This window comes from Pseudomonas sp. NPDC087690, assembly GCF_044743175.1.
Classification (GTDB): domain Bacteria; phylum Pseudomonadota; class Gammaproteobacteria; order Pseudomonadales; family Pseudomonadaceae; genus Aquipseudomonas.
Map to the genome: position 1 here is coordinate 89745 of NZ_JBIUVX010000010.1, position 14189 is coordinate 103933.

Sequence of the window (14189 nt, forward strand, 5' to 3'; positions counted from 1 at the left end):
GCCACACCCGATTGTTCCCACGCTCCGCGTGGGAATACAGCCCGGGACGCTCTGCGTTCCAATTCGCAAGCTGGAACGCGGAGCGTCCCTTGAGGCATTCCCACGCGGAGCGTGGGAACGATCATCTTGCCAAGGTCAGACCAGTTCCAGTTCCAGCTCCTGTTTGACCGGCGCCACCTCAAACCGATCCGCCAAAAACGGCGTGATATCCAGCGGCAGCGGCTCATCGTTGACCAGCTTATCCAGCAGCACGCCAGTAATCGCCGAAGTCAGAATCCCGGTACGGAAGTGGCCGCAGGCATTCAGGTAACCCTCCACCCCACGCATCGGCCCGAGTATCGGCAATTCATCCGGCGAACCCGGACGCAACCCCGCCCACGTGCGTTTGAGATTCACATCCTTGAGTTCCGGCAGGCAGCGCACCGCGCCCTGCACCAGCCCGGTGATTTCCGGGTAAGTGGTGGTGACGTCGAAGCCTTTGTCTTCGGTGGTGCTGCCGATCAGGATTTCGCCGTTGTCCTTCTGCGCCACGTAACAGTCGCTGGTGGTCAGGCAGCCGTTGAGGATTTTCGGCAGGCGCTCGGTCAACAGAATCTGGCCCTTGACCGGTTTGACCGGAATGCGAATGCCGCTGGCCCACTCGCTCAGATCCGCCGCCCACGCGCCCGCCGCGTTGATGAGGGTCTTGCAGTGGAACACGCCCTCCTCGGCCGTCTGCACTCCAGTGACGCGGCTGCCATGGTGCAACACGCCGGTGACGTTGGTGTTGACGAAAATGTCGACGCCGTTCTGCCGCGCGCCTTCCATGTAGGCGTCGGCGAGGCGAAACGGGCTGACCTGGTGATCACAGAGAAACTCCAGCGCCCCGCGTGCTTCATGGCTGACGCTCGGTTCAGACTCGCGCAACGCCGCCTGATCGAGCCAGCGCACCTGATCGGCCAGGTGCGGAATGCAGCCGACGATGTGCTCGGCGTAGAGCCGGTCTTCATCGTCATAAATGACGAATTTCAGCCCGGTCTTTTCGAACTTGAAATCCATCCCGTGCTGTTCTTTAAGCTCGCGGTGCAACCCCGAGTACAGGGCGTTGGACTGCAGAGCAAAATCAAAGAATGACTCCGGCAGAATGTGTGGCGTGCTCGCGTCCACCGCCACCGCCGCGCCCTGGGCTTCACGCTTGCGGTTGGCTGACATCATGCGGAAAAAAATCACCCCGCAGCCGAGGCCGACCGATTCACCGATCGCCCACAAACCACCGGCCGAAGCACGCGTCGCGTTGCCGGGGCGCTTGGCATCGATCAGCGCGACCTTGAGGTTTTTGCGCTTGGACAATTGATAGGCGCAGGACGCCCCGATCACGCCGCCACCGGCGATGATCACGTCATAGAACTTACTCATGGGCAGCGGCCTCCGTGCCGACGGACTGGAACGCGGAAAAAGGAATCGGATCAATCGGGAAACGCGGGCGCAGCCAACCGACATCCTTGCGCCCGGTGGCCTGGCGTAACCGGTCGCTGCAATAGCCGACGCACATGCGCCCCTGGCAATCGCCCATGCTTACGCGGGTGCGCATTTTCAGGCTGGCGATGTCTTGCACGCCCTGCTCCAGCGCCAGATCGATGTCGGCACGGGTGGCGTGTTCGCAACGGCAGATCACCGTGTCGGCGGCGGGCAAAGCGGTCTGGCCGACACCGCGCTCGGTATAGCGATCAACGGCGGCGCGAAAACGCACGATGGCTCTGAGTTTGCCCAGATAACGGTCGCGGCGCACGCGGGCCAGTTCTTCTTCGAGGACACCGCGTTGCAGCAGGATCGAAGTCGCCGCGATCTTGCCGGCAAGCATCGCCGCTTCACCGCCGCGAATCCCACCCATGTCACCGGCCAAATGCACGTGCGGCTCGTTGCTTTGCTGCCAGAGGTTGGCGTTGGCGCGCAGATAACCGTCGTCACTGAAGCCGTGATCCAGGCCCATCTGCTGACTCAGTTGGGTGCGCGGAATAAAGCCGTAACCGACCGCGAGGGTCTTGGCCTCGAAACGCTCGACGCGGCTCATGTCCGGTTCCCACGTGGCCGAGTACGGCGCGACGCTGACGCTTTTCAGTTCGTCCTCGCCATGGGCTTCAACCACGCCCCAGCCGTAATTCATCGGGATGCCGTGCAATTTCAGGTAGGCAAGCATGCTCAAGCCGTCGAGGAACAACTGCGGTTTGTTCAGCAACGCCAGGCTCTCACGGGCGATCTTGCCGAACGCACACGCCTCATACACGCCCGCGACGCTGACGCCCGAGGCATGCAACTGCGTCGCCACCAACGGCAACAACGGCCCGGTGCCGGCGATGATCACCGGCCCTTGCGGCTTGACCACGCCGCTTTTGATTTGCAGTTGCAGACCGCCAAGCATGATGACGCCCGGCAGCGTCCAGCCGGGGAACGGCACACTGCGTTCGTGGCAACCGGCGGCTAGCAGCAATTGCGGATATTCGATCTCGCGCAGTTGCTCGTCACCGTCCAGCACTACCAGGGCGCGAGTACCTTCGGCGCCGACCACCCGATGGTTGAGGCGCACGTCGATCAGTCCCGACTGTTCCTGAAACTCACCGTGCAGTTTGCCCAGCGCTTCGGAGTAACGCGGACCGAGGTAATCCAGTTGCACACCGTCACGCAGTGGCCCGCGATAGACCACCCCGCCGAGGCGCGAAGCCTCTTCAAGCAAGGTGCTGCGCACACCGTGGCGTGCCAGCTCGATGGCGGCTGCCATTCCCGCCGGGCCACCGCCGACAATCACCGGTTGCAGGTTCATACGACCTCCTGCGCAACGATGCGGTTGACCTGGGTTTCGATGCGCATGCCGTCGCGTACCACGGTCTGACAGGCGCGGCGCTTGTGCCGGCCGTTGATTTTCACCAGGCAGCATTGGCACACGCCCATACCGCAATAGGCGCCGCTGATCTGGTCATGATCGTTGCGGGCAATCTGGCGTACGCCGAGGGATTGAATGACGCTCAGGACGGTTTCGCCGATAGCAGCGCTGACCGCTTGACCGTTGATGTGGACAGTCATATCCGCCTGCGCCAAGGGCTGGATATCGAAGGTTCTTTCTTGGCAGTGCATTGAATGATCTTCCGTGAAAATTTCAGTGGAGTTTTGCGCCAGCTCCTTGCTGCACTACACCGTGCCGACCCGTTGTTCTAATGCATTTTGAGGGTCTGACTGCGGTACTCCGTCAGCGCAACCTGGTGCGCGTACAGGCAATGTAGTCGATACCGCGGCAAAGGCTTGGATCATTTACGGTAGGCGATATCGCCGGACGAAATATTGATCCAGGCCAGTGAAAGCGGTTGGATTGTCCAACGATCAATTGGCGAAGACGAACTGCCCTTTGATCTTCTTCGGGCCGATCATAGCGAGGTCCGGGAACAGCAGCGATTTGACCCAGGCGGCGTAGAACACCATGGCCAGAATGAAAGCCACGCCGAGCAGAGTCGACACGGGTTCTTCACTGAAGCCTGCCAACTCTCGAGGAATCTGGCTGATCGTGAAGGTGATGTAGATTGTGTAAACCACCGCGATGCCCTGATAAAAGCCCCATGCAAACAACAGCGGAATCACGCCGACAATCAACACCATGGCCACCGCCATAACGATGCCGCCGTCATTGATTTGCACAAGCCCGGCTATCCCCCCGAGCAGTCCCCAGATGCCCATCAGCGCGACCAGGATATTGACTTTAACGGCGTGGCGTTTTCTGAGGACGGGATCGCGACGCCCGCCGATCCAGCCTGCCAGCACTCGATCCTTGACCTTGCCGCCCGACAGCGCCTTGAAGGTTTCGCTCCTGGAATGCCCGCCCTCGAGCATTTCGACGACTCGTCGTTTGATTGCTTGCCTGTCCAACGTATTCATCCTTAAACATGCGCACAACGGCCGACCCGTTGCCGACGCGGATTCTCGCCTTGTTGCCCGTCAGAAAGCAAAAAGCCGCTTCCACCCGAAGGTGGAAGCGGCCGAGGCATGGGCCTCAATGGAGCAATCAGTGCACGAACAGGGCGATCAGGATAATGATCGGGATCGGTACGCCGAGGAAAAACAGCAGTAGTGAGCGCATGGTGATGCTCCTTGTTTAACGGACTGGAGTGGTCGTGGTGTAGGTGTCGACTTCAACGTACTCGACCGCATCGCGACGACGACCGCCGAAAGTAGCCGCGAAACTGGCGAAGAACGCGCCGGCCAGCAACGAGATGAACATCCACAGCGAGGTCCAGGCAGCGACTTTCGCAGCGGTGTCGGCGGCTTGCTGAGCTTTCAGCTTGGCGTCGGCCAGGGCTTTCTGAGTACGCGCGTAGATTTCATCGACACGACGTTCGGCGTCGGCCTGAGTCAGGTTGGTGCGTTGGGCAACCAACTGCGCGAGGTAGGTACGGTCTTCGGCGCTGAGCTGACCGTTGGCCAGGCTTTGCGCGAAGATCCGGGCCACGGCGCCATGCGCAGCGTCATCGCTGACGGAGGCCGGACGGTCATCGCGAAACAGGCTGTCGATGTAGTAACCGTACTGATTGCTGTCGGTGTTCGCCGCAGCAGTACCGGCCGCTTGGGTCATGGCACCGGCTGCACCGCCAGCCAGACTGGCACCGGCCTGCACACCACCACTGATGACGCTGCTGACCGAGCCGACCACCAGCACTGCGGTGACCAGCGTCGCCACACACCAGGCGAGGAAGCCGTGCGCGGTGTCGCGGAAATACACCTCGTCACCGTGCATGTTCGCCCACTTCACCCGCAGGCGACCGGCGATGTAGCCGCCCATACCGGAAGCGATGATCTGCGTCGCCGCCAACCAGACAATCGTTGAAATGCCCAGGCCCTTGGCGCTGACGCCCTCTCCGGCCCACGGTGAAACGGCAGAGAAACCCAAACCGAAACCGAGCAGGACCAAAATCATCGACAGGGCTGCGGCAGCCGCAGCACCTGCGAAAATCGCGCCCCAGGACACGCCCGAAACGCTGCTCGACTCTTCAACGGCGGGATAAAACCCATCAGGGGATCTATTCATTGTTGTTCTGCTCCAGGCATGAAAAATGGTGTTACAACTCGTCATCAGAGGAATTGCAGTGACCGTGCCAGTCGCGAGAATTAAATAAGTCGTTTAATTTCAGCTAGTTATAAAGAATGAACTTCCGAAAACCTTGCAAATTGCAACAACTGCCGGATAACAGCGGGTTTTATGCATTGGCCTCGAATACCCATCACGCTCGAAATTTGCGTTTGTGACAGGTGAACATGAAAGTTAATTTAAAGCGTCAACGGATTTTCTTGGCAAAATGCAGCCATTCCGTTTGAACCGATCAACAGGCCTGCCTATGACTCGTATCTTGACCATCGAAGACGACGCCGTGACCGCCCGGGAAATCGTCGCCGAACTGAGCAGCCACGGGCTCGACGTCGACTGGGTCGACAATGGCCGCGAAGGCCTCGACCGCGCTGTCAGCGGCAACTACGACCTGATCACCCTTGATCGCATGTTGCCCGAACTCGATGGCCTGGCCATCGTCACCACCCTGCGCACCATGGGCGTGGCCACCCCGATTCTGATGATCAGCGCCCTTTCCGATGTCGACGAGCGTGTACGTGGTTTGCGGGCCGGCGGCGATGATTACCTGACCAAACCGTTCGCCACCGATGAAATGGCCGCACGGGTTGAAGTCTTGCTGCGTCGACAGAACAGCGGCGCCACTCAAGCGACAACGTTGCAGGTGGCCGACCTTGAACTCGACTTGATCAGCCATGAGGCGCGGCGTGCCGAGCAAGTCCTGACGCTGCTGCCGACCGAATACAAACTGCTGGAATTCCTGATGCGCAACAGCGGCCAGATTCTCTCGCGGATGATGATTTTCGAAGAAGTCTGGGGCTATCACTTCGACCCCGGCACCAACCTGATCGACGTGCACATTGGTCGCCTGCGCAAGAAAATCGACGCGGCGGGCAATGTTCCGCTGATCCGCACGGTACGGGGCTCGGGTTATGTCATTGCCGAACCCGTCTGACGGTTGGCGCTCTTCCAGCAGCCGCTTGCTGGCGCTGTACAGTTCGCTGTTCGTGGCGTGGAGCGCGATCCTCATGGGGGTCATGTATTACGAGGTCTCCGGCTACCTCGACAACCTCGCCAAACACTCGCTGATGCAACGTCAGCACCTGTTTTCGCACTTTCGCGGCGCACAGCTGGAAGACGCCCTCGCCGCCAGCATGACTTTCGACATTCGCGGCATCGACGCCTATGGCTTGTTCGATGCCGACGGCGTTTACCTCGGCGGCGCGTTGCAGCAGATCCCCGAGGGGCTGCCGCTGGACGGCAAGATCCACATGCTCGCCGATTGCGCCAACTCCGACGACCCGACCCTGCCCAATGACAGCTGCGACGCCGTCGCCACACAAACCCGCGACGGTCGCTGGCTGGTGTTGTTGCGCGACAACGGCTCGCTGTTCGCGGTGACGCGGATCATTTTGCACGCGTTGTTCTGGGGCGTATCGCTGACGATTCTGCCGGGGATTGCCGGTTGGCATTTGCTGCGACGCCGGCCGTTGCGGCGGATTCGCGCGATTCAGGCCAGCGCGCAGGCGATTGTTGCCGGCGATCTGACGCACCGCTTGCCGCTGTCCAATCGCCGCGATGAACTGGACATGCTCGCCGCCATTGTCAACGCCATGCTCGAACGCATCGAGCGCTTGATGAATGAAGTCAAAGGCGTCTGCGACAACATCGCCCATGACTTGCGCACGCCACTGACCCGCCTGCGCGCGCAGCTTTACCGCATGCAGCAACAGGCCGGCGAAGGCTCGCAGGAAGCGGCGCAACTGGATCTGGTGCTGGCCGAAGCTGACACGCTGATGGCGCGGTTTCGCGGGTTGCTGCGGATTTCCGAGCTGGAGGACCGGCAGCGCCGCTCAGGTTTTGTCGAACTCGATCCGGTGCAATTGCTGGAAGAGCTGCACGAGTTTTACCTGCCGCTGGCCGAGGAAGGCGAACTGCGTTTCGACTTGAACATGCCGGAGACGTTGCCAGCGCTGAATGGTGATCGGGCGCTGTTGTTCGAAGCGTTGGCGAATTTGTTGAGCAACTCGATCAAGTTCACCCCGCCGGGCGGCACGGTGATGTTGCGTGGTGTAAACGCGGGTGGGCAGACGCGGATTGAAGTGCACGACTCCGGGCCGGGGATTCCCGAGGCTGAGCGTGAGGCGGTGTTCCAGCGGTTTTATCGCGCCGAGGGTGGGCAGCCGCAAGGGGGCTTTGGTTTGGGGCTGTCGATTGTCGCCGCGATTGTCAGCTTGCACGGCTTCAGTCTGGAAGTCGGCAGCAGTGATCTCGGTGGAGCGAAACTGCTGCTCGATTGCCGGCAGAGCCTGATCGAGAACTCCTGATCCTCGACATGATCGTTCCCACGCTCTGCGTGGGAATGCCTCAACGGACGCTCCGCGTTCGGCTCTGAAAGGGACGCAGAGCGTCCCGGGCTGCATTCCCACGCAGAGCGTGGGAACGATCATCAGCTCAGGCTGGGTAATTGGCGCGCAGTGCCTCGAGGCCACCCTGATAGATGCCGCTGAACAGCGCCACCACTTCCTCATCGCTCACACCTTTGGCGTTGAACCGCCCCGACCACGTCACCCGTGCGCCCTGCCCTTGGGCTTCAACCTTGATCGTCGCCAGATAATCCGTCGCCGGGAACGGCGCCTGTTCAATCGAATAGCTGTAAGTCTTCGCCGCGTTATCGAACGCTTGCAGACGCTCGACCACCACGCCGCCGTCAGCGGTTTGCAGCGTGCGCACGCGGCCGCCGTCGCTCAGTTCACTGTTGGGAATAAAGGGCAGCCAATCGGGCAGCGTGTTGAAGCCGCCGATCAATTGCCAGACCTGATCGGCCGAAGCCGGAATATCGATGGTTGCGGATGCTGTAGGCATAAATAAACGTCTCTCTCGGGAATTCAGATCGTCAGGCTGTCGACCACGCCGCCATCGACGCGCAAGGCTGCGCCGGTGGTGGCTGAGGACAGCGGCGAAGCAATGTAGGTGACCAGGTGCGCAACTTCTTCAACGTCCGCGACACGCTGGATGATCGAGGTCGGGCGGGCCTTGCGTACAAAGGCGTCGGCTTCATCGCGCAGGTTGCGCCCGGACTCGGCAGCGGCATCCTTGAGCATGTCTTGCAGGCCATCGGTGAAGGTTGGCCCCGGCAGGATCGCATTGACCGTTACACCGGTGCCAGCCAGACGTTTGGCCAAACCGTGGGATACCGCCAGATTGGCGCTTTTGGTCACGCCGTAATTGATCATGTCGGCAGGCGTTGCCACACCGGATTCCGAGGACAGGAAAATCACCCGGCCCCAACCCTGCTCGACCATCGCCGGCACGTAATGCCGCGCCAGGCGCACGCCGGAAATCACGTTGACTTCATAGAAACGCGTCCACTCGCTGTCCGGCGCTTCGAAGAAATCGACAGCGTCGAAGATGCCAAGATTGTTCACCAGAATGTCCGCGCGCGATTCGGCGGCGAACAGTTTCTGCGCGCCCTCTGCAGTGCCCAGATCGGCAGCCAACCCACGCAATTGCGCGCCAGGGACTTTCTCGCGAATGCTCGCCAGCGCCTGTTCGACCTTGCCGGTGTCGCGGCCAATGACGACCACCGTAGCCCCCGCCTCAGCCAATGACTGACTGATACCCAGACCAATGCCCGCCGTACTGCCACTGACAATCGCCAGTTTGCCACCCAAGTCAATCTTCATTGCACACCCCCCATGTAGGAGCTGCCGAAGGCTGCGATCTTTTGATCCGGCAACGGCGCCCGTTCAGAAACCAGTTTCGCTTCACGCAATGCCTGCCAGAAACCGGCAGGAATGACCGCCGACAACGCCGCGACATCTTCAGCAATCCGCCCCGGTTTGCTTGCACCGGGAATCACCGCCGCGACCGCTGGGTTGGCCAGCGAAAACTGTAGTGCAGCAGCTTTTACATCGACGTTATAGACCGCGGCGATGCGCTTGATCTGTTCCACCCTGGCGATGATCTCAGGGCTGGCCTTCTGGTATTCGAAGTGCGCGCCACCGGCGAGGATGCCTGAGCTATAAGGGCCACCGACGACGATTTCAACGTTCTGGGCCAGCGCCGCATCCATCAGGCGTTGCAACGGACGTTCGTGGTCGAGCAGCGTGTAGCGACCGGCCAACAGGAAACCATCCGGTTGCGCTTCAGTGAGATCGAGGGTCAGTTCACACGGCTCGACTTTGTTCACACCCAGGCCCCAGCCCTTGATCACGCCTTCTTCGCGCAAGCGGGTCAGCACTTTGAACGCGCCGGTACGCGCCTGGTTGAAGTATTCCAGCCATTGATCGCCGTAGAAGTCCTGAGCGATGTCGTGCACCCAGACGATGTCGAGGCGATCGGTTTGCAGGCGCTTGAGGCTGTCTTCAATGGAGCGCAGGGTCGCGTCGGCGCTGTAGTCGTTGACGATCTTGTTCGGGCGACCGTGTTCGAATACACCACTTTTTTCGCCGAGATCGCGGGCGGCGGCATCCTCGATTTCATCGAGAATGACCCGACCGACTTTGCTGCTGAGCACGTAGTCGTCGCGCTTGTATTGCTTCAGTGCTTCGCCGAGGCGGATCTCCGACAGGCCGGATCCGTAAAACGGCGCAGTGTCGAAGTAACGCACGCCGGCATCCCAGGCCGCATGCACGGTGGCTTGCGCTTCCGCTTCCGGAATGGCGCGGAACATGTTGCCCAACGGGGCGGTGCCGAAGCCCAGTTGGCCGGGCAATTTGTCTTTCAAGCTCATGGGTTTTTCCTCGATAGGTTCTGGGTCTGCGTGACCGTTGAGCAGATCCTAGATTGCGGCACCGAGACCGTCCAAGACATAATCTGCAGCACTTGAGTCCCTATAGGTCTGACATGATCGACATCCGCCAATTGCGCTACTTCGTTGTAGTCGCCGAGGAAGAACACGTCGGCCGCGCCGCCGAACGGCTGCATATTTCCCAGTCGCCGCTGAGCCGACAAATCGCCCAGCTCGAGGAGCGCCTCGGGCTGACCCTGTTCGAGCGCAGCCAGCAACGCATTCGCCTGACCCGCGACGGCCAGACCTTCCTCGCTGAAACCCGCGCCCTGCTGACCCACGCCAATCGCCTGGAATCCCTCGGCAAACGCCTCGGTCGCGGTGAAGAAGGCGGCCTGTGCATCGGCTATATCGAGAACGCCATGCACGCCGGAGTTTTGCCTAATGCCTTGCGCGTGCTGCGCGCCGATCGGCCGAATGTGCACGTCGCGTTGTACAACCTCAGTTCCGCCGAGCAACTGGAAGGCTTGCGACAGCGTAGTCTCGATATCGCCTTGGTGAGTGAGCCGCCGACCGATGACGATCCTGATCTGCTGAGCCTTCAGGTGCTGGATGATCCGATGCTGCTGGCGTTGCCGGAGCATCATCGGTTAGCCCAGCAGAGCGTGCTGAGCCCCGAGGATCTGGCCGAGCAGGAATGGATCGGCGTGCAGCCGCGTCAGGATGCCAACGATGAGTTTGTCAGCGCGTGCATCCGCGCGGGCTTCAATCCGGATGTGCGCATGCAGGCGACCGAGCCGTTTACCGCGCTGGGGCTGGTGGCGTCGGGGTTGGGGATTGCGATGATCCAGAAAGGTTTGAGCCATAACGCACCGCCGGGAGTGGTGTTGCGTGAGGTGCCGTGGCTGACATTGACCACGCCATTGTGGGCGGCGTGGCACCGGGTCAATTTGCGGCCGTTGGTCGAGACTTTCCGCACCGTTTTGACAGGTAATGAGATTTCCGCTGACTGAACGGGCCTCATCGCGGGCAAGCCCGCTCCCACAGGTTCATGGGTGAGCCTGAACTTTGTGTACGCCGCAAATCCCTGTGGGAGCGGGCTTGCCCGCGATGAGGCCAGCAGCCACAACCATTGCCCTCGGGCGTTCTACACTCAACGGATACGCACCCAGCCGAGAGTTGACCATGAAAATGTCTGCGCAAATGACCGTCGTCGCAGTCCTCGCCACCCTCGCTTGGCTGGGTCTGGCGGTGTGGGGCATTGGCGGTGTGGCGATGTTCTTTTCCCACGGTTCGTTGGTGATCGTGGCACTGGCGACGATGGCCATGGTGATCGCTTCACTGTTCAGCGAGGTCAACCTTAGTGCTGGCGAGCGTGAAGACCGGGCCAATCGCTGGGTGATTCCGGCCTTTGGCGTGATTGGTCTGGTCAGCGGATTCTTGCCGGCCTACTGCGACCGGGTGAATGTCTGGACCTTCGGTGGTGAAGGCGTGCGCTGGCTCGGCGCTTTGCTGTTTATCGTCGGCGGCGCGCTGCGATTGTGGCCGGTGTTTGTGCTGGGGCGGCGTTTCAGTGGCTTGGTGGCGATTCAGCCGGGGCATCGGTTGGTCACCGAGGGCATTTATCAGCACCTGCGTAACCCGAGTTATCTGGGATTGGTGATCAATGCCGTGGGCTGGGCGCTGGCGTTTCGTTCGGTGGTCGGGCTGTTGCTGGCGGCGCTGACCTTGATTCCGCTGATTGCCCGGATTCGTTCCGAAGAGGCGCTGCTGCGTGCGCAGTTTGGGGTTGAGTACGACGCTTATTGCGCGAGGAGTTGGCGTTTGGTGCCTGGGGTTTATTGATTTGCGAACACCGTCACCCTGTAGGAGTGAGCCTGCTCGCGATAGCGATGTGTCAGTCAAATCTGTGTGTCTGACACACCGCTATCGCGAGCAGGCTCACTCCTACAAGGGATTGTGTTGTGTCAGTTTTTTTGCAGGTGGAGCTGACCGTCGCTATCGATCTTGACGCTGACCGCAGCATAACTGGCCAACGTCGCATGCACCGTTTCCAGCGCATGCTGATGCGTGGTGGTGATGATCATCAGCGGTGCACCGGCCGCTTCGGCAGCCTGAATGCCGACCGTGGCGTCTTCGAAAATCAGGCAATCACGCGCTTCCAGGCCAAGACGTTTGGCAGCCAGTAAATAGCCGGCCGGATCAGGCTTGCCCGCCTGCACATCTTCCGCAGTGATCATCACCGCAGGCGCAGGAATCCCCGCTGCCGCCATGCGCCGCAAGGCCAGATCCCGTGGCGCCGAGGTCACCATCGCCCAGCGTTCTTTCGGCAAGCTGTCGAGAAACGCCGCTGCGCCGGGAATCTCGACAATGCCTTCAACGTCTTCGATTTCCGCTTGGGTAATGAACGCCGCTTGCGCCTCGGCATCAACGCCGGGCAGGTTCAGGCGATTGATCGTGTCGATGGCACGCGCACCATGGATGGTCGGCAGGAACGTCTGCACATCGACGCCATGACGCACCGCCCAAGCGGACCAGATGCGCTCGGCAGCGGCGATGGAGTTGAGGACGGTGCCGTCCATGTCGAACAGGAACGCGCCGAATGCGCGATCGAAAACAGAATCGTGAGCAGACAAAACGTCGCATCCTTTGGCTAGAAACCGGGCCAGCAATGTAGCACTTGCCGGGCCGATTCACCCAACGTGTCAGTGCAGGCGCGGGGCCTTGGACTTGAACGCGCTGTCCACACAGTCGAGCAACTGGCCGATAGCCCAAGGCTTTTTGATAAACGCCACCGAATGCTTGACCCCGGAGGTCTCCGGCGTTTCATAGCCGGACATGACCATCACCGGCTTGTCCGGCCAGCGGTCACCGACCAGGTTGGCCAGATCGGCGCCATTGAGGGTGCCGGGCATGGTGATATCGGTGAGCAATAACGCCACTTGCTGGGCGTGTTGCTCCAGATAAAGCGATGCGGCGTCAGCACTGGTGTGCGGCTCGACCTTGAAACCTTCCTCCTGAAGAATTTCGCAGAGAAACTCCAGAATCAACGGATCATCCTCAACCACCAGAATCAATCCGTCAGGAAGGTGCGCGTCCGCCGTCGGTGTTGGGCACATGAAACTGCACTCCCTGAATTGCATTAACGATTTAGCGGCTTGAATCCGCTGCTTATCTGGTATGAGCAGCGGGCTCTACAGAAATTCATTTTTGATACAGGTCTTTTGCGAAACGGCGCTTTTGCCCGTCAGCGGCAATCGTTCGCAACGGCGCATTTGTGGTTAAAATGCCGGCCCTTTTGTTTGCCGACCCTGACCGATGAACCCTGAAGCCCTCGCCACCCTCCACGCCCATCTGTTGCCTGCGCTTGCGGCGGCACCGAGCGAAACCCGTCGCCTGTTTCACGGGCGCGGACGTTGCTGGCCGGGGCTGGAGCAGTTGACCGTGGACTGGCTGCAAGGCGTGGTGCTGGTGTCGTTGTTCAAGGAACCGCTGCCCGAGCAACTGGACGACCTCAAGCGCTTGCTGCTGGAGATCAGCCGTTCACCGGAGTGGCAGCAGTGCGGCGCGCACACGTTGTTGATCCAGCATCGTTACTTGCCGCAAAGCACGGCTGAATGGCTGCTGGGCGCCGAGATCGACGAAATGACTATCGTCGAGGGAGGTCTGCAGTACCGGATCGATCTGGGCCTCAAACAAAACACCGGTTTGTTTCTCGACATGCGCTACGGTCGCAACTGGGTGCGCGAGCAGGCCAACGGCAAGCGTGTGTTGAACCTGTTCGCCTACACCTGCGGATTTTCCGTGGCCGCGATCGAGGGCGGCGCCGATCATGTGGTCAATCTGGACATGTCCCGCGCAGCCTTGAGTCGCGGGCGCGACAATCACCGTTTGAACGGCCACGACTTGAGCAAGGTCAGTTTCCTCGGCCACGACCTGTTCAAATCCTGGGGCAAAGTGATCAACAGCGGCCCGTACGATCTGGTGATCATCGACCCGCCGTCGTTCCAGAAAGGCAGTTTTCTACTGACCAAGGATTACCAGCGCGTGCTGCGCCGCTTGCCGGAATTGCTGACGGCGCAAGGCACCGTGCTGGCCTGCATGAACGACCCGGCGTTCGGTTCGGACTTTCTGATTGATGGCGTGACGCAGGAAGCGCCGGGGTTGCGCTTTGAGCAGCGGCTGCAGAATCCGCCGGAGTTTGCGGATGTCGATCCTGAAAGCGGACTCAAGGCCCTGATCTTCCACCGCACTCCCTGACACCCCGAAGATCCCTTGTAGGAGTGAGCCTGCTCGCGATAGCGGTGTGTCAGTTAGCACTTATTTGACTGATAGACCGCAATCGCGAGCAGGCTCAAACCAACCAGGGGGTTG

The 14189-nt window shown here is 60.6% G+C and carries 15 protein-coding genes; 5 read left to right on the forward strand and 10 right to left on the reverse strand.

The window, feature by feature from the left end:
- Nucleotides 1–135: 135 nt before the first annotated feature.
- From hcnC to ACIPIZ_RS13600, 5 genes are all read right to left on the reverse strand, one after another.
- Nucleotides 136–1395 carry a cyanide-forming glycine dehydrogenase subunit HcnC gene (hcnC, locus tag ACIPIZ_RS13580; protein ID WP_401165688.1) on the reverse strand — a complete coding sequence of 420 codons (1260 nt, stop codon included), beginning with the start codon at nucleotides 1393–1395 and terminating at the stop codon, nucleotides 136–138.
- Nucleotides 1388–2797 (reverse strand): cyanide-forming glycine dehydrogenase subunit HcnB, encoded by a 1410-nt coding sequence (gene hcnB, locus ACIPIZ_RS13585; protein WP_122660804.1) that lies wholly within the window; start codon nucleotides 2795–2797, stop codon nucleotides 1388–1390. Before hcnB ends, hcnC begins: the two co-directional genes overlap by 8 nt.
- Nucleotides 2794–3108, reverse strand: coding sequence for a (2Fe-2S)-binding protein (locus tag ACIPIZ_RS13590; protein WP_064390603.1), 315 nt, complete (start codon nucleotides 3106–3108; stop codon nucleotides 2794–2796). Before ACIPIZ_RS13590 ends, hcnB begins: the two co-directional genes overlap by 4 nt.
- Nucleotides 3109–3351: 243 nt before the next feature.
- Nucleotides 3352–3891 carry a hypothetical protein gene (locus tag ACIPIZ_RS13595; protein ID WP_064390604.1) on the reverse strand — a complete coding sequence of 180 codons (540 nt, stop codon included), beginning with the start codon at nucleotides 3889–3891 and terminating at the stop codon, nucleotides 3352–3354.
- Between the two features lie 226 nt (nucleotides 3892–4117).
- Nucleotides 4118–5047, reverse strand: a complete 930-nt coding sequence (locus ACIPIZ_RS13600; RefSeq protein ID WP_401165691.1) for a hypothetical protein — start codon at nucleotides 5045–5047, stop codon at nucleotides 4118–4120.
- Between the two features lie 307 nt (nucleotides 5048–5354).
- Here ACIPIZ_RS13600 and ACIPIZ_RS13605 point away from each other — a divergent pair, with 307 nt between their 5' ends.
- Nucleotides 5355–6038, forward strand: a complete 684-nt coding sequence (locus ACIPIZ_RS13605; RefSeq protein WP_064120914.1) for a response regulator transcription factor — start codon at nucleotides 5355–5357, stop codon at nucleotides 6036–6038.
- A complete protein-coding gene (locus tag ACIPIZ_RS13610; protein WP_064390606.1) occupies nucleotides 6016–7410 on the forward strand; it encodes a HAMP domain-containing sensor histidine kinase in 1395 nt (464 codons plus the stop codon). The genes ACIPIZ_RS13605 and ACIPIZ_RS13610 overlap by 23 nt, the downstream gene beginning before the upstream one ends.
- 127 nt (nucleotides 7411–7537) lie before the next feature.
- Here ACIPIZ_RS13610 and ACIPIZ_RS13615 read toward each other — a convergent pair whose 3' ends face one another.
- Genes ACIPIZ_RS13615 through ACIPIZ_RS13625 form a run of 3 tightly spaced genes read right to left on the reverse strand, consistent with a single transcriptional unit; the run spans nucleotide 7538 to nucleotide 9818 of the window.
- Nucleotides 7538–7948 (reverse strand): SRPBCC family protein, encoded by a 411-nt coding sequence (locus ACIPIZ_RS13615; RefSeq protein WP_105708726.1) that lies wholly within the window; start codon nucleotides 7946–7948, stop codon nucleotides 7538–7540.
- 23 nt (nucleotides 7949–7971) lie between these two features.
- On the reverse strand, nucleotides 7972–8769 hold the full coding sequence (locus ACIPIZ_RS13620) for an SDR family NAD(P)-dependent oxidoreductase (RefSeq protein ID WP_401165694.1): 798 nt from the start codon (nucleotides 8767–8769) through the stop codon (nucleotides 7972–7974).
- On the reverse strand, nucleotides 8766–9818 hold the full coding sequence (locus tag ACIPIZ_RS13625) for an aldo/keto reductase (protein ID WP_401165696.1): 1053 nt from the start codon (nucleotides 9816–9818) through the stop codon (nucleotides 8766–8768). The genes ACIPIZ_RS13620 and ACIPIZ_RS13625 overlap by 4 nt, the downstream gene beginning before the upstream one ends.
- 113 nt (nucleotides 9819–9931) lie before the next feature.
- Here ACIPIZ_RS13625 and ACIPIZ_RS13630 point away from each other — a divergent pair, with 113 nt between their 5' ends.
- Complete coding sequence (locus ACIPIZ_RS13630; protein WP_401165698.1) at nucleotides 9932–10828, forward strand: LysR substrate-binding domain-containing protein; 897 nt, start codon at nucleotides 9932–9934, stop codon at nucleotides 10826–10828.
- Nucleotides 10829–11000: 172 nt separating this feature from the next.
- Entirely contained in the window at nucleotides 11001–11660 is a 660-nt protein-coding gene (locus tag ACIPIZ_RS13635) for a methyltransferase family protein (protein WP_401165700.1), read from the forward strand.
- Between the two features lie 122 nt (nucleotides 11661–11782).
- Here the strand turns inward: ACIPIZ_RS13635 and ACIPIZ_RS13640 are convergent, their stop codons facing one another.
- The gene (locus ACIPIZ_RS13640) at nucleotides 11783–12451 is read right to left on the reverse strand and encodes an HAD family hydrolase (RefSeq protein WP_401165702.1); all 669 of its coding nucleotides are present in this window, start codon (nucleotides 12449–12451) and stop codon (nucleotides 11783–11785) included.
- Between the two features lie 69 nt (nucleotides 12452–12520).
- Nucleotides 12521–12934, reverse strand: coding sequence for a response regulator (locus ACIPIZ_RS13645; RefSeq protein WP_064390613.1), 414 nt, complete (start codon nucleotides 12932–12934; stop codon nucleotides 12521–12523).
- Between the two features lie 199 nt (nucleotides 12935–13133).
- Here ACIPIZ_RS13645 and ACIPIZ_RS13650 point away from each other — a divergent pair, with 199 nt between their 5' ends.
- Entirely contained in the window at nucleotides 13134–14075 is a 942-nt protein-coding gene (locus ACIPIZ_RS13650; RefSeq protein WP_253482891.1) for a class I SAM-dependent methyltransferase, read from the forward strand.
- Nucleotides 14076–14189: the final 114 nt, after the last annotated feature.